Here is a 22,983-nt window from a genome sequence, read left to right as displayed (position 1 = left end):
CAGAGTGCGGGGGTAACGGATAGATCGTAAAGTCGCTGTAAACACATCCATGTGCGCTCGGCTTGCGCAGATATGAATCTCATCCCTGAGATTCACCCTTGCAGGGCCGTCGCAAGCGACGTTCAAAAGCGTTCCTGACGCTTTTGTCCATGGCGCAAACGCTTTACTCTTCTATTCCGTTACTCCCGTTTTCATTCGTCGAATAGGTTTATCAACAGTCTGAGGCCTCCCAATACTCGGAAGGCCTGCGGGCAACATCAACTGCGCTGTGAGGCAAAATCCGTTAAGTCATAACGGTGTGGGAACAGATCGTCCAGCTCCGTCTGGTGCGTAATCGCCACCACGGTACACGCAGGCAACGCCATCTTGACCAGCGCCAGAAGCTGCCTGGCGGCGTCATGATCCAGATTGCTGGTCGCTTCATCCAGATAGAGCGTATCGGGTTTGGCGATCAGCGCACGGGCAAAAGCGACGCGCTGCCGCTCCCCACCGGAGAACACCCGATCCCAGTTCAGTTGCTCATCCAGACGATCGCGCCACGCGCCGAGCCCGACGCTGTCCAGCGTCTGACGCAGCATCTCGCTGTCAGCCAGCGGCGGGTGCGGGTAGCAGAGGATCTCTGCCAGCGTCCCCTGTCCCAGATAGCTTTGCTGCGGTAACAGTAGGCTACGTCCTTCAAGCGATTGCCAGCGGCCATCGTAATACGGCCACAGGCCGCTTAGCGTACGCAGCAAGGTTGATTTCCCCAGCCCGCTGCGGCCAGAAAACTTACTCCAGCTACCTGCTTCGCAGCTCAGGTCTACGTTTTGCAATAGCGGAGCCCCCTGCGGCGTGGTGAAAGAAAGCCGATCAATACGTAAATCCTGTCCTACCGGCGCATCAACCTGTTCAGACTGGTGACGTTTGATTTCGTCCTTGAACTGGCTGAGACGCGCCATACTGGCAGAAAGAATCACAAACTCTTTGTACTTATGGATAAACCAGCTCAGTGCACCGTGTACCTGCGCAAACGCTCCGCGGATCTGCATCAACCCACCCAGCGTTACCGTTTTACTCAGGAAGGCAGGCAGAGCGGCAAAGACCGGCACAATCTGGCTTACACGCATATAGCCCGTGGTGAAGAAGCCCAGATTACGCTCGGCATTCATAAAACGCCCCCAGTTCGACACAATGGCAGAGAAATGTCGCTGAAGATGGCTTTTCTCTTGCGCTTCGCCGCCGTACAGCGCGATTTGCTCGGCGTTATCATGCTTACGCAGCAGCGCTGCACGGAAATCGGCCTCTGCCTTTTGCTTCTCATAATTAATATTATGCAGACGTTTCCCGACCACATGCGTAATCAGGCTGCCGAGCAGCGTATACAGAATAGCTATCCAGACCAGATAACCTTCGATTACCCACTCTTTGCCAAACAGCGTAAAGCGCTGAACGCCCGATAATCCCCACAGAATGACGACGAAAGAGAACAAACGCGCGGTCACGATCAAAAATTCGATGACTAGACTAACGGCTTTGTCGACAAACAGGTTGATATCTTCGGCAATACGCTGGTCTGGGTTATCAATCTTGCCCGCAACTGACATGCGATAAAATGCCCGCTTCGCCAGCCAGCTATCTACCAGCTCGGCGGTTAACGCGGTACGCCAGCGGATAATCAGCAGTTTGGTAAACCACTCCTGATACACGATCGACCCAATATAGAGCAGGATGTAAATACCGTATTCTTTCATCAGAGAAAGCAACAAACTGCTGTCGAATGCACCTAGCGCATCGTAAAACGTCTTACTCCACTCGTTTAATAACACATTGAGATAAACGATCATCCCGCCCATCGCGATGGCGATGAACAAGAGCAACCAAGCCTGCCAGCTTCGTTTGCCGCCCCAGAAAGGGCGGCAGAGATCGACAAATTGAGCCATTACCTTCTTCACTCTTTCACCTCTTGCGGCAAGGTGATGTAAAGCACGCGGTTATCCGGGTTGTATAGCTTCGCCGACATTGCTCGGACGCCTTCCAGCGTAATGCTATCAGCCAATTTGGAGACGCTGCTCAGGTAGCGCGGATCGTCATAGTGGCGATAGCTCAGAAGCAGGCGGCGCTCTAGGGTCATGAGATCGCTCTGACGCCCTTTTTCCGCACGAATAAACTGCGCTTTCTGATCGTCCACATCTTCCTGAGTAATTTTCGTCGGCAATTCAGCAAACACGTGCTCGGCCAGTTTCCACAGTTCCTGCGCACGTTCAGGCGCACTGGTGAAACTCACCTCTGTCTCGATACGCTGTTTCTTATCTTCCAGCTCGCTATCGACACGCATACGATAAATACCCAGCGCGTCATCACGCAGGCGGGTTTTGAGATATTTATTCGCGATATTGCGGGCAATACTCACTTGAACCGCGGCCTGCGGCGTCCACGTATATGGCGTGAAGCTCCAGGTCAGGATGTCGGCACGCGGCTCGATATTGATAGCCGATGTCGCCTCACGTTTACCCGGCAGCGCCAGATGTGATTTCACGTCACTGGCTGGCTGGCGTGGGATCGTCGCGAGATAGCGTTCAACCTGCGGCAAAATCTGTGCAGCAGGCATATCGGCGATCAGATAGTAGGTGACCGGCGCAAAAGCGGCTTTATGCCACTGTGACAGTAACGCTGGTGCCGTGACTTGCTTCAGCTCGGCAATTTCAGGCTGCTGCCAGCTTGGCCCACCAAAACGCAGCGTAGTGATTTCGCTGGCACGTTTCCCTGAAACAGACTGATCGTCATTGGCCTTCTGACGCGCCAGACTCATCATGCTCTCTTTCATCACCTCAGGATCGATCCCCGGCGCCACATTCAGCTCGCGGTATAACCCCAGCAGACTGGCTAGTTGCTCAGTGGGGGCGCTCCCGTTCACCGTCAGTTGATCCGCTTCCTGATCGATGCTCAGCGACAGGGATTTATCTTTTTTCCAGTTCGTCAGCGCTTCACCACTCCATGTCGCAGGGCCGCTCTGATTGACCAGTTGACTCGCCAACTGTGCCTGCCACGGATTCAGCGACGTCGCCATGAATCCAGCCGGACTCGTCGCGGTGAGATACACTTTCTTGCCCGCTTCCGGCGCGCGCAGCCACACGACGCGATCGCCATTACTCAACTGCCACTGCTCGACCTTCTGTGCGGCAAAAGTCTTCACCGCCGTACGCTTTCCGCTTTGCGTCACGGCAGGAAGCTCAGGGATGACTTTTTCTTTTTCCACCTGTAACGGTGCCAGCGTCGCTGCCGCCCACTGCGCCTGTAACTTACGCATCGCCTCCGGCTTCGGCAACGTGAAAGGCGTCGCGCCCGGCACGCTAAACTGCACCAACGTATCAGGTGACGCTAACCAACGTTGCCAATGACGATTAACGTCTTCCGCAGTGATGGTGTCCAGCGCGTCCAGCGCCTCTTTACCGCGCAGCTGGCTGCCGACATACGGGCGATCCTGCTGCCAGACGATGGTCAATTGCTGAATCCAGTCTGCAAATTCACGCGACTCAGGGGTATCACTCATACGCTGTGCGACTTCACGAATGTCGGATTTGATCTCCGTGATGTCCTGCTCGTTTAACGGATAGCGTTTGAACCGCTCAATTTCTTTCAGTACGGCAGAAATCGCGGCGTCATGGCCACCCGGCATCACATTGGCGAAAAAGCCCAGCGCGGCCGTCGTTTTACCGATATCTGATTTACGCACCACCAGACTACTGGCGTCTTGCGGCAACTCCGCCTGCTGGCGACGAACCTGGCGCGTAACCGCAGACATCGTGATTTGGGTGAGCAAACGATGACGAAAATCGGATTGGCCGAAGGTGTCTTTGTCATTGAAACGGTAGACAAACGACACCTGACTGCTACCACTTTGGCTATCCTGCAAACGCGCCACGTTGAGCTGCGGTTTCAGTAACGGCTCATAGTAATCACGAGCTGGCACAGCAACATTCGGCAACGGTGCAAAATAGCGTTGAATGTCGCGCTCCGCCTCCGCAGGCGTGATATCACCGATAATCATCAACCGCATATTCGACGGGTGATACCAGCGCTGATAGAAATCCTGTAGTACGCTAGCCGGCGTGTCGTTAATCGATTTTTCCGTACCAATCGTCGGGCGGGAAGGATAGCGAGAATCATGGCGAATCGCCTGTACGCGCTGCTGGTTCATGCGTTCCGCTACGCCCAGTTTGCCGCGCCACTCTTCCAGGATAATTTTGCGCTCATCATCGAGATCGCTTTGCAGCAGCTTGGCATGACCTGTCATCTGGCTCAGCGCCTGCAAGGTCGTTCCCAGATCGCGATTCCCTTTCGGCGGGCTCATCATGTACATGGTGCGTTCGTAGTTGGTCACCGCGTTATAGCTCTGTCCGCGTCCCCATCCCTGTTTGTGCAGTTCCGTACTCACACCTTGAGGAAACGCCTCGCTGGCGCGAAACACCATGTGCTCCACCATGTGCGCCACACCGGACTCGTTGTCCTTCTCGTCAATCGAACCGACATCCACAATCAGGCGAACATCTACCCGCGCTTTCTGCCCTTCCAGCGGCACAAGGGTATAACGCAATCCATTCGCCAGCGTTCCTTCTTTAAAAACCGGCAACGGACTTTTCACTTCTTCGGCCTGGCTCACCACGCTTCCTGCTAACAGGCCGACAGCTGTTAGCGATAACCAGCAACATTTCTTCCAGTTCATAACAACCTTTTCGTTTTTATTTTTTGCCTGTAAGGCAATTTCTGAATGCATCAATGCAAAATGCCCCGCCATTCGTCGCAGGCTGACGAATGGCGGGGCATAGGATTTACAGTGTAAGCGACGCCAAGCCAGAACTGACGGCCGGTCTGATAAGTAATGGTACCGGTAGATTGGGTTCCACGTGCTATTGCGACCTTTTGGTCAAGCACATTCAACACATCCAGGGAAATATCAAGGGATTGATCTTTAAATACAGGTTGCGTGTAATTAAACCGCCAATCGTAGCTAAAAACGTCTTTAAATTTAACTTTTTCATATAGGCTTGCATCACCATCATAGGTTCCGCAAGCAGCATTATCCGCTGGACAACTTATCGAGCTGGTAATATATCCGGTGTATCCCGATGTATAGCCAATAGCTTGACTCCAGTTTACACGCACATCAGGGAAATAGGTATTTACACTAACTTTAGCTCTCCATGGATTGTTGAAATCCAACGCATCCATGTCGGCTTTATCCATCAATTTTCCATTAAAAATAACCTTACTCTCATCGGTATTAGACTCATCATAATATGTTTGAGAGCTAGATTTATTATTCCCATATTTCGCATTCAAAGACCAGCTCACTTCAGCAAAAGAAAAACGGTATGGGCTGATAGGCTCTACTGTTAGAGAAAAATCATTACCTTCCGTTTTTGCAGTATTGCTTAAACGATAAAAACGATCACCATTGTCATCACGATAAGATTCTCGACCGAATTGATCTTTCCCTTGTCGATTCACCCATTTAAATGTCCATATTGTGTTCATCACACGTTGTGACAATCCCAATGATAACTCGTCACTATAAGGGGTTTTTAAGTCAGAAACATTATAGTCAATAGAGGCTGTCCGAAGTCCCGAACTTGTCCAGGCACTATTTGCATTGGTACGTGAAACAATTTCATATGAACTGATACCTGAGCGTAACTTGTACGCCAGAAGATTCTGACCATAATAACGGTTCGCACCACCAAAAAAACGCGTAGAACGATCGCCAAATAGATCATACGAAGCAGAGAAGCGTGGCGCAATCGTCACATTCTCTAGGAAATCATCATATTGCAGACGAACCCCAGGAGTTAACTCCAAATTACCATAACTCAAACTATCCTGAAGATATGCTGAATAATTAATATAACTTCCTTCAACCTTACGAGCAGGATATAAATTATAACTTTTATAGTATTGTTCTCCATCAATACAAAATGCATCGCCGGTAGTACACACCACACTCGCATCAAGTGTTGGTGTCCCTCTGCTTGAAGATACATTACGGAATCTGCGGTATTGTGCATGGTAGGAATCAACCTGCCAGCCGAAATCAACCTGATGGTTAATGCCATATAAGGAACGCGGATTTAACTCATAGTCCTGCTTAAGCGTTATCGTCTTCTTTTCTGTAGCAAAAGAACCATATCCACCGATATATGCATTCTGCCCACTTGCCCCTCCAGTACTACTCCAGTCAATCGCGTTGGAGACAAAATTCTGGCTATTCAAGAAACGACGCCACGACATATAATAATCAGAACTATGGTCAATTTTATTTTGCTCATATTGATAACCAGCCAGACTAGTCATTTTACCCCAACTGGCATTATGTTCCCATTCTATATTATTTCTATACCCACCACCCGTATTCTTAAACGCACCATTCTTTACATCCTTACTATAATAAGTAGACTCATGTGGAGAATACATTCCTGTCAGCCGAATCATATCTCCATTATCTGCTAAGTAAGTTCCCTTTAAGAGATACGTTTCAGCAACACGTTTTTGATCGTGCCATTCATTAAGATAAACATGATAATTAGGTATCGTTGACTGCTGGCGATTATAAGAAAAAATAAACCCAGCTTTATCACTTAGCGGTTGGTTAAAGGAAAATGAATAAAACTGCTTCTTAAACTTAGGTTGATAATAAAGCTGAGTAGCTGATTCAAAGTTAGCAACATTACTTTCATCAACATGAAAACTAGTCCATTTATCACTCGTTGTGCGGTAAGATACTTTACCTGAAACTCGAGTTAAATCAGGATCTTTCAACTTGGCATCAACAACACCACCGGTAAAATCGCCATATTTAGCAGAAATGTTGCTATCAAATACTTCCAGTTTCTCTATAAGCTCAGAATTTATCCAAAAAGACTGTGTCCCGCCACTAGGTAAATCAGTCGCATTATAACCATCTGGATTCGTCCCTAATGTGCCACCATTGGCACCAGGGTTAATGGTGTTATTGTTGGACAATCCATCAATCATGAAGTTATTGTTATAGAACTTTTCCCCATGAAATGAAACATTCTCAGGTGCAATTTCCCCCGCCGTTAGACTGCTATCGGTTTCATTCGCAAAATTGACATTGGGGTTATCTTTCAACAGTTCAGTCACGCTACCATTTCTGGTCGGTTTCTTTTTAATCTGTTCAGCATTAATGATCTGCGTCCCCATCGACTGGCTGGTCGGGGTTGAGCGGACTAAAATCGTATCTTCGCCATTTCCTGAAGCGGAATCGCCTTGCTGTTCCTCTTCGGTTTCTGCATTATTTTTCTGCTGATTTTCATCGGCAGAGGTATCATTTTGCTGTGCAAGCGCAGGCGCTGATAATAATGACAAAATCATCATTAAATAGACGTTTTTATTCATTTATTCAAAATCCCCAGTGAACCTTATCATTTGGAAAATAAAATTATTTTTGTAATTACTGCATGTAACATGTATTGCTAGTCATCAACCTGAATATGACCATTCAGTTTAAAAACGATGGAAACCACCTGATTCTCAACTGGTGCCTCCGTCCGATAACGCCAACGCGCCATATCTTTCACTACATCATCGCCAAATACGCCGTCTGGCGTTTCGGACAGAATCTGTACGTTAGTGACCGTACCGCTACCGGTAATATCGAATTTGACGCGCACTTTTCCTTCCACACCCAGCGCTTTTGCCCGAGCGGGATAATTCACGCGACGATGCAGCGCTTTGAAATTTTGACTATTGCTTTTCCCTGCGCCACGAACCGCCTGACCGCTATCGCTTTCTCCCGCTTTGGCCGTTGCCGCACTGCCCGGCATACCAGCAGAAGCTTGCATCGGTGAAGGTGCATCACCGGTTTGCGCTGTCGCTACGGGGGACTCACTTTTCTTCTCGGTCTGTTGTGTCTGCTGCGATCTAGCCTGCTGCTGTTCTTTCGGCTTCTCTTCCCGTTTCTTTTCAGGCTGTTTTTTCTCACGCACGGGCGGCTTTTTTTCCGCTGTCGGCGTGACAGGCTTACGTTCAATGACGGGTTGTTCAATAACGGATTGTTTAATAACGGGATTGGGGTGTTCTGGTAATGGCGTTAGGATTGGCATCACCACGGGCGTCGGTTGCGCAACGGGAGGATCGGCTACGGGTGGTGACGTGTCGGCAGCCTGTGACATCGCAGCCGCCATCATGGTCACCTGCATGCTGCCGCCCGCGTTTCCTGCCATATCTTCAATGTTTTCTTTTGGGGAATAGTGCAATAGAAAGAAAACCGCCAGTAACGCATGCGCCACACCGGACAACACAAAAAAGGCCAGAGAACGCCAGTTAGGCACATCGGAGGTCAATGCTGCTGGTGAAGAATAATGAGCAAGGGCACGGGGAGCGAGTAATGCGCTGCAGCCAGTGCGATTCGCACCGAGTAAAGCCCCTTGAAGATTTTCACGACTCACTATCCAACTCCATCCCTTTAACTCCCTGGTGTCAGTAGTGCAATCACAATCTTCCAGGCGATAAAATGTAAGCAAAATCAGAACATGAAAAAACATGTCAAGATCAAACGGAGAACATTAATAAATAATAATACAAATGAGAATCGTTTTACAAATGAAAACTGTTACCCATAAAGCCTAACAAATTGCCTGCAAGACCATTACAAATCGAAATAATACGTTGAGTTAAAAAAGAAAAAGTGCGCTAACGGAGGCGCACATTTTTACAGAGAGAGGGACCAGAAGGGAAAAGCGGTACAGAAAGAGCGATTTAGCATCCGTGAAATAACGATCAATACTCCCTGTCTTCAATCAGGCGTTTTCCCAGCGTGACGCTATCAACCATCTCGTAGTCGAGTTTTTCATACATGCCGATGACAGCATCGTTGTCCTCACGCACCATCAGGTGGATCTTCGGACAGCCGCGGGCGATGAGTTTTTTCTCCAGTCGGCTAATCAATGCATTCGCAATGCCGCGACCACGAAAATCAGGGTGTACGCCAAGGTAGTACGCCGCTCCACGGTGGCCGTCGTAACCGCCCATTACCGACCCCACGATTTCGCCGTTCACCTCTGCGACCAGAAACAGATCGGGGTCGTGATTGAGCTTACGCTCAATGTCCATTTCAGGATCGTTCCACGGGCGCAGCAAATCACAGCGTTCCCAAAGGGTGATCACGGCTTCAAAGTCATCCTGCCTGAATATGCGGATTTCCATCACAGTCGCCATTTTGCAATAAGGTAAATCGTGATTATCGCGTGATTTTTATCAGACGCAATCTCAAATTACGCGCCGCCATCAGGAATCACACAACGGGTGACCGGGGATCGATTTGATTGATGGTATACTGCCCGCCTGCTCACTGTGCCACCCTCGCTATGGAAACGAGATGCCTACTATGTCTGACGTCAACGCAGTAAAACATTTTTTGCTTAGCTTACAGAAGGATATCTGTCAGCAGCTTGCAGCGATCGATGGTGAAGCTGACTTCGCCAAGGATGAATGGCAGCGTGCCGAAGGCGGCGGCGGATGCAGCCGCGTGCTATCCGGCGGGCGTATCTTTGAACGGGCCGGCGTAAACTTTTCCCATATCACCGGTAAATCATTACCGCCTTCCGCCAGTACCCATCGCCCCGATCTGGCTGGCCGGAGTTTTCAGGCAATGGGGGTGTCGCTGGTGATTCATCCGCTAAGCCCGTACATTCCCACCAGCCACGCCAATGTGCGCCTGTTCATCGCAGAGAAACCGGGAGAAGAACCGGTGTGGTGGTTTGGCGGCGGGTTCGATCTCACGCCCTATTATGGTTTTAAAGAGGACGCGGTGCACTGGCACCAGACCGCTCACGACCTGTGCCAGCCCTTCGGCGACGAGGTATATCCGCGCTATAAAAAGTGGTGCGACGATTACTTCTTCCTGAAGCACCGTAACGAAGCACGCGGTATCGGCGGGCTCTTTTTCGACGATCTCAACGCGCCAGATTTTGCGACTAGTTTTGCCTTCATCCGCGCTGTCGGTAACGGCTTCCTCGATGGCTATCTGCCCATCGTTGAACGGCGTAAAGCACTGCCGTGGGGAGAACGCGAGCGCGAATTCCAGCTCTATCGCCGCGGCCGCTATGTGGAATTCAACCTGATTTGGGATCGCGGTACGCTGTTTGGCCTGCAAAGCGGCGGACGTACCGAGTCAATTTTGATGTCCATGCCACCGCTAGCACGCTGGGAATATCAGCATCAGCCAGAACCGGGTAGCCCGGAGGCCCTGCTGTATCAAGATTTTTTACCGGCCAGAGACTGGCTGGCAGAAAGTCATACGCACAACAAGGAAGCATAAGTCATGCAGATTTGGGTCGATGCCGACGCCTGCCCGAACGTCATCAAAGACGTGCTATTTCGCGCAGCGGATCGCACGCAAACACAGGTCACGCTGGTTGCCAACCAGACCATAAAAGTACCGCCGTCGCGTTTTATCCGCACACTGCGCGTCTCATCAGGTTTTGATGTCGCCGATAATGAAATTGTACGCCGCACTGAAGCGGGCGATTTGGTGATCACCGCCGATATTCCGCTGGCAGCAGAAGTGATAGAAAAAGGCGGCGCCGCGTTGAACCCGCGCGGCGAACGCTATACGCCGGATACCATTCGGGAACGGCTGAACATGCGGGATTTTATGGACACCATGCGCGCCAGCGGAATACAAACCGGTGGCCCCAGCGCATTAAGCCAGCGGGATCGTCAGCAGTTCGCTAATGAACTGGATAAGTGGTTACAGCAGGCGAAAAAACCGTAACGGTCTGAAGCACTCGCCATCCCGCCGCTTCTGCTTTAGCAGACAAGGCAGAATGGCGATACTTAGCGATAAACTGGCAGTAAATCGAGACTGGAAAGAATGTGTATCAGCGCAGTGCCGATACCAAATAGCAGCACCAGCGCGATCATCGCATTACCGCCCCGCACGCGGAAAAGCGGGCTACCGAAGCGGACGCGTGACGCGCGAGCCAACAGTGCTGGCGTAATCACCGCCCACACCGTCGCCGCCAGCCCGGCAAAACCAATCGCATAAATAAAGCCGTTCGGATACAGCAACCCACCAATGATAGGCGGCAGAAACGTCACCAATGCCGTTTTCGCTCTTCCCATTCGGCTATCGTCAAATTTCAGCAAATCCGCCAGATAGTCAAACAGCCCCAGCGTTACGCCGAGGAACGAACAGGCAACGGCAAAGTTGGAAAAGACGGTGAGCAACACGTCCAGATAAGGGCTGTTCAACACCCCACCCAACGCCTGCACCAGTACATCAATATTACCGCCCCGCTCGGCAATCCCAATAAAGTCAGGACGGGCAATATTTCCCATCGTGCCAATCAGCCAGATGACATACATCACCAACGCCAGCACGCTGCCAATAAACAAACAGCGTTTGATAATCTGCGGTTCACGACCGTAATGCTTTACCAGACTGGGAACGTTGCCATGAAAGCCGAAAGACGCGAGACAGAATGGCAGCGTCATCAACACATACGGCAGGTAGCTGGGTGACGCTTCCGCCACATTGAATAAAACAACGGGCTTAACGTTCCACAGCAGACTGCCGAACGTCATGAAAAAAGTCAGGACTTTGGCGGCCAGAAAAAATGCGGTCATGCGGCTGACTGCCGCGGTACTCCACCACACGGTCAACGCCACAAACAGCGCAAACAGGCAGCCGCCGGTTCGTGCGGAGAAGTCGATCGACATCTCCGCCAGCGTGTGATGGATGATTGAACCACTCGCTGAAATGTAGGCGTAAGTCAGAATATAGAGGACAAAAGCAATCGATATGCCGTTCACAATATTCCAGCGTTTGCCCAGCAGATCTTTAGTCAGCGTATCGAAGCTGGAACCGGTCGGGTAATTCAGGTTGGCTTCCAGTATCATCAACCCCGAGTGGTACATGCAAAACCAGGTAAACACCAACACGGCAAATGACCAGAAAAACCAGGCCCCGACATCACCACCGGCAGGGAAAACATCCCGGCACCGATAATCGTTCCTGCAATAATCATCGACCCGCCAAACAGCGAAGGAAGGCGCTTTTCTGTACCGCTTTTTGCTACTGTATTTTCGTTCACTGCGCGTGTTGCCATAACCGATAGTCGCTCGTTGGATTTTTTATCGAGTCAGGGGAAGCCCCCTACAGACGAGGCGGGATCATGGCATAAAACGAAAATTATTCCATTGATTTACCTTATGTCATGCTATGGAAAAACCATGTTCTGCTAAAAATGACGTGCTATGTTGTCAGCGAATAATAGGTTGTAAGCGATTAAAAGGAAAAGTCATTTAAGGATGATGACGTTATGCTGAAGGCTGTGAAATCTGTTCTATTCGATATTCTTTCGATGATACTGACGTTTATTCTCTGGATTATCTCTCTTCTCATGGTTATCTATTTACTCCCAGAAAATATGGCGTTCCCCGCCTTTGCGCTTTGCTTTATTGGTTCTATGTTTTTAAGCGACTATTTGGTCGATAAGCTGAGAGAATAAAAAAAACCAGCCGACTTCTGGCTAATGCTGTTCACTTAAGCATGGATTTAGGGGGAAACACGGTGATGAGGTTACCGTAGGGATACCTCGCACCGTGGTAGCCCCCGGTATCTCGAGTCTTAAACGATCGGCATTAGCCGACTTCTGGCTGGGTTTGTCTGTATGACTGGAAATAACTTACAGCGGCTGAGTTTGGGCTTCTACCACTGCCAGCGCCACCATGTTCACGATCCGACGTACCGAAGCAATTGGTGTCAGGATGTGTACCGGTTTCGAAATCCCCATCAGTACTGGCCCCACCGTCACGCCTTCTGAAGACGACACGCGCAACAGGTTATAGCTGATACGCGCAGACTCCATATTCGGCATGATCAGGATGTTAGCCGAGCCTTTTAGCGGGCTGTCTGGCATTTGCTCACGGCGGATTGCTTCCACCAGCGCGGCGTCACCGTGCATTTCGCCGTCGATCTCCAGTTCCGGTGCCAGCTTGTTGACCAGCGCCAGCGTGGCACGCATCTTCTGCGCCGTCGGGGAATCCGAGGTGCCGAAGCTGGAGTGCGACAGCAACGCGACTTTCGGTTCGATACCGAAACGGCGTACGCTTTCCGCCGCCATCAGGGTGATTTCCGCCAGCTGTTCCGGCGTCGGATCGGCATTAACGTAGGTGTCGGCGATAAAGGTATTGCCGCTCGGCAGCATCAGCGCGTTCATCGCGCCCGCCGCCTGCACGCCCTCACGGTAGCCGAACACTTTTTCAACCACGTCGAAATGCTCTTCATAGGTACCAATCGTGCCGCAAATCAGCGCATCCGCTTCGCCACGGTGAACCATGATGGCTCCGATCAGCGTTGGATTGCCGATCACTGCACGCTGCGCTTTTTCCTGCGACACACCGCGACGCTTCATCAGTTCGAAATACTCGCTCCAGTATGCTTTGAAGCGTGGATCCGATTCGTTGTTGACCACTTCGAAATCTTTACCGATGGTCAGTTGCAGCCCCAGTTTTTGCAGACGCATCTCGATGACGCTCGGGCGGCCAATCAGAATCGGGAACGCCAGCCCCAGCGTGACCAGCTCCTGCGTAGCGTGCAGCACGCGCGCATCTTCACCTTCCGCGAATACCACACGCTTCGGCTGCTGACGCGCCTGTGCGAAGATCGGCTTCATGAACAGGTTGGTTTTGTAGACGAACTGGGTCAGTTTTTCGACGTAGGCATCGAAATCTTCGATCGGGCGCGTCGCCACGCCGGAATCCATCGCCGCCTTCGCTACCGCGGGGGCGATTTTGATGATCAAACGCGGATCGAACGGTTTTGGAATCAGATAATCCGGCCCGAATGACAGATCCTGATCGCCGTAGGCAGATGCCACCACTTCGCTCTGCTCCGCAAGCGCCAGATCGGCAATCGCGTGCACGCAGGCCAGCTTCATCTCTTCGTTAATCGTGGTCGCGCCCACATCCAGCGCGCCGCGGAAGATGAACGGGAAGCACAGTACGTTGTTCACCTGATTCGGATAGTCGGAACGACCGGTACAGATAATCGCATCTGGACGAACTTCTTTCGCCAGCGGCGGCAGAATTTCCGGTTCAGGGTTTGCCAATGCCATGATCAGCGGACGCGGCGCCATGGTTTTCACCATATCCTGCGTCAGTACGCCAGGGCCGGAGCAGCCGAGGAAGATATCCGCATTAGGGATAACATCGGCCAGTTTGCGCGCGCCGTTATCTTCCACCGCATACGCCGCTTTGGTTTCTTCCATGTTTTCATCACGACCGTGATAAATCACGCCGCGCGAATCACATACGACAATGTTGTGTTTCTGGAGACCCAGCGCCACCAGCAGGTTCAGACAGGCGATAGAGGCCGCGCCTGCACCGGATACCACCAGACGCACATCAGAAATATTTTTTTCTACTACGCGCAGGCCATTCAGAACAGCGGCAGTACAGATGATCGCCGTGCCGTGCTGATCGTCGTGGAAGACCGGAATCTTCATGCGCTCACGCAGTTTCTTCTCGATGTAGAAGCACTCCGGTGCCTTGATGTCTTCCAGATTGATACCGCCGAACGTCGGCTCCAGTGCGGCGATCACATCGATCAGCTTGTCTGGGTCCAGCTCGTCGACTTCGATATCGAAAACATCAATGCCGGAGAATTTTTTGAACAGAACGCCTTTACCTTCCATCACGGGCTTACCAGCCAGTGCGCCGATATTGCCGAGGCCGAGAACAGCCGTTCCGTTAGAGATCACGGCGACCAAATTGCCGCGCGCGGTGTATTTGTAGGCGGCCAGCGGATCTTCCGCGATTTCCAGACAGGGTGCCGCAACACCAGGAGAATACGCCAGCGCCAGATCGCGCTGCGTCGCCAGCGGTTTAGTCGGGGAAACCTGAATTTTTCCGGGAATCGGATACTGGTGGAAATCAAGGGCGCTTTGCTTTAGCTGTTCATCCATTTTATGTACCTTTTCGGTTTTGTTGTGTTGTGTCTGTAGGGTCGAGAGTACCCAGTATAGTGTTTGCGAATGAAGAGACTACCGAGGATGGCAAAAACTGCGGGGGAATGCTGGTTAATATAGTTATTTTATTTGACGATTTTTTGTTCAGTTTGCCGGATGCACTATAGCGGAAAATCGCTCAGTGCAGGCGCGGTTGAATGCCTATTATCTGGGATAAAAACTGCAATACTGTGCGCAAAAGGATCGCAAACCTCGCTATTGTTTGTGATCCAGATCAATTAATTCACCTGAGCACATTGCATGACTCCAGCGCCGCATGCTGATATTGCGGCGCAACACCACAAGTTGCACCAGCCTATTTTTATCGCGGCGTGCTACTGCTTCGGCAGGCAAGACCAAAGTAAAAATGCATTTCCTCTTTTTAAGAGGTGCATTTTTATTTTGGTCTTTTTTTTTGGCCTAATTGGCGTCAACACAGGGTAAAACTATGGATCATCAAAAAATGGATTATCAAAAACTTGGAGTCGATATCCTCGCGTTAAGCGGCGGCAAGCAGAACGTCAGCAAGCTGACCCACTGCGCCACTCGCTTACGTTTCGAGTTCAACGACAGCCATGCCGTACAGGCAGAGGCGATTGCTAAACTTCCCGGCGTCATCAGCGTGGTCGATCGCGGTGGCCAGTTTCAGGTGGTGATCGGCAACGACGTCCAAATCACCTATCGCGCGATTTTGAACGAGATTGGCGAGATGAACAGCCAGCGTCATGCCAGCAGTAAGGAACCACAGAAAAAAGGCGGCATTTTCTCGCAAATCATCAGCGTGATCTCCACCACCTTCACACCCGTTATCCCGGCGATTACTGGCGCAGGGATGATTAAAGCACTGCTGGCGATCCTCAAGCTGGCGGGGTTAATTTCTGCCGACAGCACGACCTATCGCCTGCTGGACACCATCTCTGATGCGGCCTTCTTCTTCCTGCCGGTTCTGCTGGCCTACGGTGCTTCCATCAAGTTCGCCTGTAACCCGATTCTGGCCATGACCATCGCTGGCGCATTGCTGCACCCCAATCTGGCTCAGCTACTGGCCTCCGGTGGCCCGATCAGCTTTATCGGCATTCCGGTACGGCTGGCAGACTACGCCGGATCGGTATTGCCGATCATTCTTACCGTATGGATCATGTCTTACATTGAGCAGTTCGCCGAAAAGATCTCACCGTCCATGATCAAATTTTTCACCAAGCCGATGATCGTGCTGCTGTTCACCGCACCGCTCGCGCTGGTGGTGATTGGGCCTTTCGGGATTTTCCTCAACGATCTGGTCGCCAGCGGCGCGGCGATCATCGACGGCAAGGCAAGCTGGTTAATCCCGATGCTGATGGGGGGTCTGCAACCGTTTTTGGTCATCACTGGCACCGCCTGGGCGATGACGCCGATTGCCACCTCGCAGCTTACCCGCAATGGCTTCGAGATGATCAACGGGCCAGGCATGCTGGCTTCCAACATTGCACAGGGTGCCGCTACGCTGTGCGTGGCGTTTAAAACCAAGAACAAGAATCTGAAACAGCTGGCTTCTTCGGCGGGCTTTACTGCACTGCTGGGTATCACCGAACCTTCCCTGTACGGGGTAACGCTGAAGCTGAAAAAACCGCTAATTGCCGCCATGATTGGCGGGGGCTGTGCGGGGATCTATGCCGGGCTGGCCGGGCTGGTTCGCTATGCCTTCGTCTCACCGGGGCTGGCTGCTCTGCCTGCTTTTATTGGCGAAAACCCGATGAATATCGTCCATGCCTTGATCACCTGCGCCATCGCGATTGTCGTCACGTTTGCTCTCACCTGGATCATGGGATTCGACGATCCGGTGGATGAAACTGACGCTGTTCAAACCGACTCAGCTCAGGCAGACCAACGTCACACTGCACCAGCAGCCGATAGCGCTGAAAAAACGCAGGCCGCAGAAAAACACGCAGAACCACAAACTATTCTCAGCCCACTGTCCGGCAAGCTGGTCGCGCTGAATGACATCAACGATGACGTATTTTCACAGGGATTACTGGGACAAGGCGTGGCGATTATTCCTGACAGCGGTGAAGTGGTCGCGCCCGTCAGTGGCGAAATCATCACTTTCCTTGAATCTAAACACGCCGTCGGCATCCGCGCTGACAGCGGTCTGGAATTACTGATTCATGTCGGCCTCGATACGGTGAATCTCAACGGCAAACACTTTACCGGCTATGTGCAACCGGGCGACCGGGTTAGCGCGGGAGACAGGTTGATCAGTTTCGATCTCAATGAAATCACGCGGTTGGGCTATGACCCGGTTACGCCCGTCGTGATCATCAACAGCGATGAGTACGCCAGCGTCGTCTGCGCCGCGCCACAGCCGATCGCCCCGATGGATACCATCATTAACGTGAAGGCCTGACGTTCCCTAAAAGCATTGGGTGTCCTGCCCAATGCTTTTCAGTCTTCCTGTATGTGAGAAAAATATGCACTATCAACAGCAAAAGCACTTCCCAGCGGATTTTCTGTGGGGAGCCTCAACCTCGGCTTATCAGGTTGAAGGGGGGTGGCAAGCCGAGGGAAAAAGCCCGTCGATCATTGATCAATGCCAGCACCCGGAAAACACTGCCGACTTCACCGTCGCCAGCGATCACTACCATCGGTTTAAAGAAGATGTGCAGCTGTTTGCGGAGCTGGGCTTAAAGGCCTATCGTTTCTCTATCGCCTGGACGCGTATTCTTCCCGACGGCACAGGTGCCATCAATCCGCTGGGCATCGCGTTCTACAACAGCCTGATTGATGAGCTGAATGCGCACGGTATCGAACCGGTCGTCACGCTCTACCATTTCGATTTGCCTTATTGCCTTGAGGCACAAGGCGGCTGGCAGAATCGCGCCACGATTGATGCCTTTGTTCACTACGCCCGCACGCTGTTTACGCATTTCGGCGACAAGGTAAAATATTGGCTGACAATCAATGAGCAGAACACCATGATTCTGCATCCCGGCGCGATTGGCCTGCCGGAAGGTGGCGTTTTACCGTCTAAAAAAGCGCTGTACCAGCAGAACCATCACATGATGTTAGCGCAGGCGCAGGTCATGGCGTTGTGTCACGAACTCGCGCCCAATGGCCTGATTGGTCCGGCAATCAATACTACCTCGATGTATCAAGCCACCAGCAAACCGGAAGATGCCATCGCCGCGCACAACTGGGAAACTCTGCGCTGCTGGAGTTTTCTGGATGTTGCCGTACACGGCCGCTACAACGCGCTGGCCTGGCGTTATCTGGAAGATCGCGGTCTGGCACCGGAAACATTACCTGGCGATGACGATATCCTGCAATCGGGAAAGCCCGACTACGTGGCGATCAACTACTACTCCACCGCCACCATTGCCGCCAGCAAAGGCGATGCGTCGGATGTCAGCGCCCGCGCGGGCGATCAGCAAATCATGCTGGGCGAGCCCGGCGTCTATCGCGCAGCGGAAAACCCGCACGTTGATAAAACGCCTTATGGCTGGGTGATCGACCCCGTTGGCTTGCGCTTAACGTTGCGGAAAACCTACGAACGCTATCATCTGCCGATCCTGATTACGGAGAATGGCATGGGTGCGCCAGATAAACTTGAGGCCGACGGTACGATCGACGATCAATATCGCATCGATTTTATTGCTCGTCATATTGAACAAATGCAGCTCGCCATCAGCGATGGCGTTGATCTTATTGGCTATTGTCCGTGGTCGGCAATCGATGTGGTCAGCACCCATCAGGGCTACGGTAAACGCTACGGGTTTATTTACGTGAACCGCGACGAATTCGATCTGAAAGATCTGCGCCGCATCAAAAAGAAAAGTTTTTACTGGTATCAAGGTGTCATAGCATCAAATGGCACACGGCTATTTCCTGAGGCGTCCCAATACTGACGCCCCAATACACTCTGTTAAAACAGGGATAAGCTCACTCTGAATCCCTCATGTTGCGGGAAAACTCACCCGCAACATGAAAGAGAAGAAATGGGTTATTATTTTACTGACGCTCCCACTGATATCACTCAAGAAACGCATGATGGCTGAACCGATAAAAGCAATAAAAATACTGAACAATAGCCTGGTGTTATCTTCTGATGCAGATAACAACGAAATCATTGTCATGGGGAAAGGGATCGGTTTTAACAGCAAAACCGGAGATATTCTCGACCCGACCAAAATTGAGAAGACCTTTATTCTCAAGGATGGCACATCGCCTCGCGAATTTGCTCGTTTGATTGAGCACGTCGGGGAAGAATATGTTCACATCGTGAATAAGATTATTGATGATGCGAATCGACAACTTCAGGGTCGCCTGAGCGAACAGGTCTTTTTTACGCTGATTGACCATATCAGTTTTGCCATTGAGCGTTATCGCAAAGGCATCAGCATACAAAATCGTCTGCTTTATGAAGTAAAACGGTTTTATCCGCAGGAGTTTGCGATTGCCTCACGGGCGCTCAGCGACATTAACCGACAACTGAATCTGGAATTACCCGAAGAAGAAGCAGGCAATATCGCCTTCCATTTGGTCAACGCCCAAACTGACGTCCAGAATATGGAGAACACGCTCCAGTCGGTCAAAATGCTGAAAGATATCTTTAATATCATTCAGTACAACTTCCATATCGTGATTGATAAAGAGTCCATTAACTACTCCCGTTTCCTGACGCATATGCAATTCTTCATTCAGCGTCTGCTAGAAAATAGCCTAATTCATTCCAATGATGACTTTATTTTGAACAGGTCACCAAAGAGTATCCTGATGCGTACAAATGTAGCCGACTGATCAAAGACTATATTCACAACCTGCTCAACATCGACATCTCTAACGATGAAATGTTGTACCTGATTATTCATATCGTCCGCATCACCCCGGAAAAATAACCCCTTCCCAATAGCCAGGCGAAACGCCGCTATTGGGCAAGAGTTCTGCCATTATCACCGGTACCCTTTCGGGTATATGTTCTGATTGCCTTTGCTTTGCGATATTTGTTATTTAGCCTTCAACGCAGTCAAGCGAATAACGAAATAAACGTTATCATTCTGTTTATCATAGTAAAAAATCCATTTCACACTCCCGTAATCCAATAACAAAAGTAACAAAATCGCTCGCTTATAACTTATAACCTTTTTTTATTTGTCCTGTTTTACCCTGACGATTAAAAGAGAAAAGGTGTCAAAAAATGCCGTTTGGCAAATCACATACCGCATAAGCCCTTTTCTTTTGATAAGAAAAACCCATTTATTTTTTCATGTCTTATGAAGAAAAGCATGTTAGTTAACCCAGGTAAAAACAATGAAAAAACCTCTGCTTGCCTTTCCATTACTTATGCTTGGCGTAATGCCGCCGGCCTTTTCTGCCGAGCAAAATGTCCCCACCACTCGCACCTTTCAGGTTCAGTCCGATGCGGCCTTAAAAGCCAAAGTGCCAGAGGCCGTCCTGCAAAAAGGCTTTATCGTTGCGGGCACCAACCCCAATACGCCGCCAACCACCTTTTATCAGGAAGATAATAAAACGCTGGCAGGCCGCGAGATCGATATCATGAACGCGATTGGTGACCGGCTCGGCGTGCCGGTGAACTGGAACGATACCGGCGGGTTCGACAACATCATCCCCGGTCTGAAATCAGGCCGTTACGATGTGGCGCTGTCGAATATCAATGCGACGCCAAAGCGCCTTGAGCAAATCGATTTCATCGGTTATTTCAACGCGTCAAAACTGGCCATCATTTCCCTGAAAGACGCTAACGTCGCGCCTTTTACCTCCCTCAGCGTGCTGTGCGGTAAAGAAGTGGGGGCGGGAGCGGGTACCACTCAGCTACTGCGCTTGCAGGAAGCCAACAAGCAGTGTGTCGCAGAACAGAAAGACGCGATCAAAATCGCGATCTTCCCGGATCGTCCGTCTGGCGTACAGGCGGTGATCAGCGGGCGCGTACCGCTGTTCTTCGGCCCTTATGAAGGACTACGCTATCAGGTGAGTCAGGTAAAACGGCTGACCATCAGCGGTGATATCGCCGTTAACGATGCGCCCGTTTCCATTGCGTTCCCTAAAGACTCGGCTCTGGAAGACGCGGTTCAGGCGGCGCTGAATTCGCTGATTAAAGATGGTACCTACCAGAAGATTTTGGATAAGTGGGACATCGGCTACGGCGCAGTCCCCGAAGCGAAACGTAACGCAGAGATCTTCGGATGAGTACTCCCTCACCGCAGCAGGAATTGCACATCGTTGCCAACCGACACTACGGGCGTTGGATCAGCGCCCTGCTGGTTCTGCTGCTGTTAGGCGCTATCGCCCATTCTGTGCTGAACAATCCCCGTTTTGAATGGCGGGTCGTTGTGGACAGTTTTACCGAGGACTCCATTCTTCAGGGCGTCATCATGACGCTGAAACTGACCGCCATTTCGGTGGTATTAGGCTTTGGCGGAGGCACGATACTGGCGCTGATGCGCCTGTCCAGCAACCCGGTGCTGGTGGCGGTCAGTTGGGGCTATACCTGGTTCTTCCGTGGCGTCCCGACGCTGGTGCAGCTGTTTCTCTGGTATAACATTGCAGCGCTCTACCCGACGATTTCGCTCTCGCTGCCGTTTGTCGGCGAACTTTTCAGCGTTCCCGGCAATACGCTCATCAGCCCGTTTAATGCCGCCGTGCTGGCGCTGGTCATGCACCAGTCTGCCTATGCGGCGGAAATCGTTCGTGCGGGCATTCAAAGCGTCAACCCCGGTCAGTTAGAAGCAGCCCGCGCGCTGGGATACCGTAAACCGCAAATATTCTTCTACACCGTTCTGCCGCAGGCGATGCGCGCCATTCTGCCTCCCGCAGGCAACGAGGTCATCGGCCAACTGAAAACCACGGCGGTAGTTTCCGTTATTTCGCTTCAGGATGTGCTGTATTCGGCACAGATCATTTATCAGCGAACCTATGAAGTCATCCCGCTACTGCTGGTTGCCACTATCTGGTATCTGCTGCTGACCTCCGTGCTGTCTGTCGGCCAATACTATGTTGAACGCTATTTCGGCCGTTCCACGCTCAAGCGCAACAAGCCAGGCAGAAGCCGTAAACCGCGTGCTGCAAGGCTTACCCAACGCGCCCAGCCAGCAAACCGGCAGCAGCCCAGCGAGTCCCCCGGCACCTGAATCGGCGGGCGACCAAAGTCGTGCTCTCAATGAATGATGAAGGAAAGGCAACTATGGGCGAGCCCATCACACTGCGAAACGTGCGTAAATTCCTGTCGGGAAACCTGATTTTAGATGACATCGATTTGCAGATGGAGGCCGGATCGGTCACTGCGATTCTGGGTCCATCCGGTGCAGGTAAATCCACGCTGCTGCGCTGTATTAACCATCTGGAAAAACTCGATGGCGGCACCATTTGTGTTGGCGACACACTGGTTGGCTATCGGCAAAAAGGCCATCGGCTCTATGAATTGAGTGACAAACAGGTCGCCGCCCAGCGCAGCAAGATGGGCATGGTGTTTCAGCACTTTAACCTGTTCCCTCACCGTACCGTGCTGCAAAACGTGAGCGATGCCCCGCTGCGCGTTAAAAAACGTGAACGGCAGGAGGTGCTCGATCAGGCGTATTCGCTGCTGCGACAGGTTGGACTCGCGGAGAAAGCCGACGATTGGCCGCACCAGCTTTCCGGCGGCCAACAGCAGCGGGTCGCGATTGCCCGCGCCCTCGCCATGAATCCGCAGGTGATGCTCTTTGACGAACCCACTTCGGCATTAGACCCGGAACTGGTTGGTGAAGTGCTTCAGGTCATTAAGAAGCTGGCACATTCCGGTATCACGATGGTCATCGTCACGCACGAGATCGGCTTCGCCCGTGAGATCGCCGATAACATCGTGTTTATGGAAAACGGTCGAATTGTCGAAACCGGCCCCGCCAGACAGGTACTGGACGCTCCGCAGAACCGCCGAACGCAGGCCTTTTTCTCAACCGTGCTGTAATTAGGGCACGTTCTGCTATTTATGCCCGTCATACTTCAA

At 51.4% G+C, this 22,983-nt stretch carries 13 protein-coding genes and 2 pseudogenes; 8 read left to right on the top strand and 7 right to left on the bottom strand.

Features of this window, described 5'->3' with window-relative positions; genetic code table 11:
* Positions 1–257 precede the first annotated feature (257 nt).
* The 5 genes from NAL19_RS04075 to NAL19_RS04055 form a co-directional block, all read right to left on the bottom strand.
* Positions 258–1,931: an ABC transporter ATP-binding protein/permease gene (locus NAL19_RS04075; RefSeq protein ID WP_225087041.1), complete on the bottom strand. Its 1,674-nt coding sequence runs from the start codon at positions 1,929–1,931 to the stop codon at positions 258–260.
* Positions 1,928–4,702 (bottom strand): M16 family metallopeptidase, encoded by a 2,775-nt coding sequence (locus NAL19_RS04070; protein WP_263058822.1) that lies wholly within the window; start codon positions 4,700–4,702, stop codon positions 1,928–1,930. Before NAL19_RS04070 ends, NAL19_RS04075 begins: the two co-directional genes overlap by 4 nt.
* A 50-nt stretch (positions 4,703–4,752) precedes the next feature.
* Entirely contained in the window at positions 4,753–7,392 is a 2,640-nt protein-coding gene (locus NAL19_RS04065; protein ID WP_263058821.1) for a TonB-dependent receptor plug domain-containing protein, read from the bottom strand.
* A 77-nt stretch (positions 7,393–7,469) separates the two neighbouring features.
* Complete coding sequence (locus NAL19_RS04060) at positions 7,470–8,444, bottom strand: TonB family protein (protein ID WP_263058820.1); 975 nt, start codon at positions 8,442–8,444, stop codon at positions 7,470–7,472.
* A 331-nt stretch (positions 8,445–8,775) separates the two neighbouring features.
* The gene (locus NAL19_RS04055) at positions 8,776–9,201 is read right to left on the bottom strand and encodes a GNAT family acetyltransferase (protein WP_225087037.1); all 426 of its coding nucleotides are present in this window, start codon (positions 9,199–9,201) and stop codon (positions 8,776–8,778) included.
* Between the two features lie 181 nt (positions 9,202–9,382).
* Between NAL19_RS04055 and hemF the strand changes: the two genes are divergently transcribed.
* Positions 9,383–10,315, top strand: coding sequence for an oxygen-dependent coproporphyrinogen oxidase (gene hemF, locus NAL19_RS04050; RefSeq protein ID WP_263059656.1), 933 nt, complete (start codon positions 9,383–9,385; stop codon positions 10,313–10,315).
* A gap of 3 nt (positions 10,316–10,318) precedes the next feature.
* The gene (locus NAL19_RS04045) at positions 10,319–10,771 is read left to right on the top strand and encodes a YaiI/YqxD family protein (RefSeq protein WP_263058819.1); all 453 of its coding nucleotides are present in this window, start codon (positions 10,319–10,321) and stop codon (positions 10,769–10,771) included.
* A gap of 62 nt (positions 10,772–10,833) precedes the next feature.
* On the opposite strand, the pseudogene mtr reads toward NAL19_RS04045, so the two are convergent.
* Positions 10,834–12,107: pseudogene (gene mtr, locus NAL19_RS04040) on the bottom strand (tryptophan permease).
* A 579-nt stretch (positions 12,108–12,686) separates the two neighbouring features.
* Positions 12,687–14,966, bottom strand: a complete 2,280-nt coding sequence (gene maeB / locus NAL19_RS04035; RefSeq protein WP_225087034.1) for an NADP-dependent oxaloacetate-decarboxylating malate dehydrogenase — start codon at positions 14,964–14,966, stop codon at positions 12,687–12,689.
* Positions 14,967–15,471: 505 nt separating this feature from the next.
* On the opposite strand from maeB, the gene NAL19_RS04030 reads away from it, so the two are divergent.
* The 6 genes and pseudogenes from NAL19_RS04030 to NAL19_RS04005 all read left to right on the top strand — a co-directional run bounded on the left by NAL19_RS04030 (position 15,472) and on the right by NAL19_RS04005 (position 22,944).
* On the top strand, positions 15,472–17,391 hold the full coding sequence (locus NAL19_RS04030; protein ID WP_263059655.1) for a beta-glucoside-specific PTS transporter subunit IIABC: 1,920 nt from the start codon (positions 15,472–15,474) through the stop codon (positions 17,389–17,391).
* Positions 17,392–17,455: 64 nt separating this feature from the next.
* The gene (locus NAL19_RS04025; RefSeq protein WP_263058818.1) at positions 17,456–18,889 is read left to right on the top strand and encodes a glycoside hydrolase family 1 protein; all 1,434 of its coding nucleotides are present in this window, start codon (positions 17,456–17,458) and stop codon (positions 18,887–18,889) included.
* Between the two features lie 142 nt (positions 18,890–19,031).
* Positions 19,032–19,879: pseudogene (gene licT, locus NAL19_RS04020) on the top strand (BglG family transcription antiterminator LicT).
* A 412-nt stretch (positions 19,880–20,291) separates the two neighbouring features.
* Entirely contained in the window at positions 20,292–21,188 is an 897-nt protein-coding gene (locus NAL19_RS04015) for an ABC transporter substrate-binding protein (protein WP_263058817.1), read from the top strand.
* Complete coding sequence (locus NAL19_RS04010) at positions 21,185–22,129, top strand: amino acid ABC transporter permease (RefSeq protein WP_103861337.1); 945 nt, start codon at positions 21,185–21,187, stop codon at positions 22,127–22,129. Before NAL19_RS04015 ends, NAL19_RS04010 begins: the two co-directional genes overlap by 4 nt.
* 53 nt (positions 22,130–22,182) lie before the next feature.
* The gene (locus NAL19_RS04005) at positions 22,183–22,944 is read left to right on the top strand and encodes an amino acid ABC transporter ATP-binding protein (RefSeq protein WP_010302044.1); all 762 of its coding nucleotides are present in this window, start codon (positions 22,183–22,185) and stop codon (positions 22,942–22,944) included.
* The last annotated feature ends 39 nt before the right edge of the window (positions 22,945–22,983 follow it).

Source organism: Pectobacterium sp. F1-1 (genome assembly GCF_025643735.1).
Classification (GTDB): Bacteria; Pseudomonadota; Gammaproteobacteria; order Enterobacterales; family Enterobacteriaceae; genus Pectobacterium; species Pectobacterium colocasium.
This window is presented reverse-complemented; position numbering and strand designations above follow the sequence as displayed.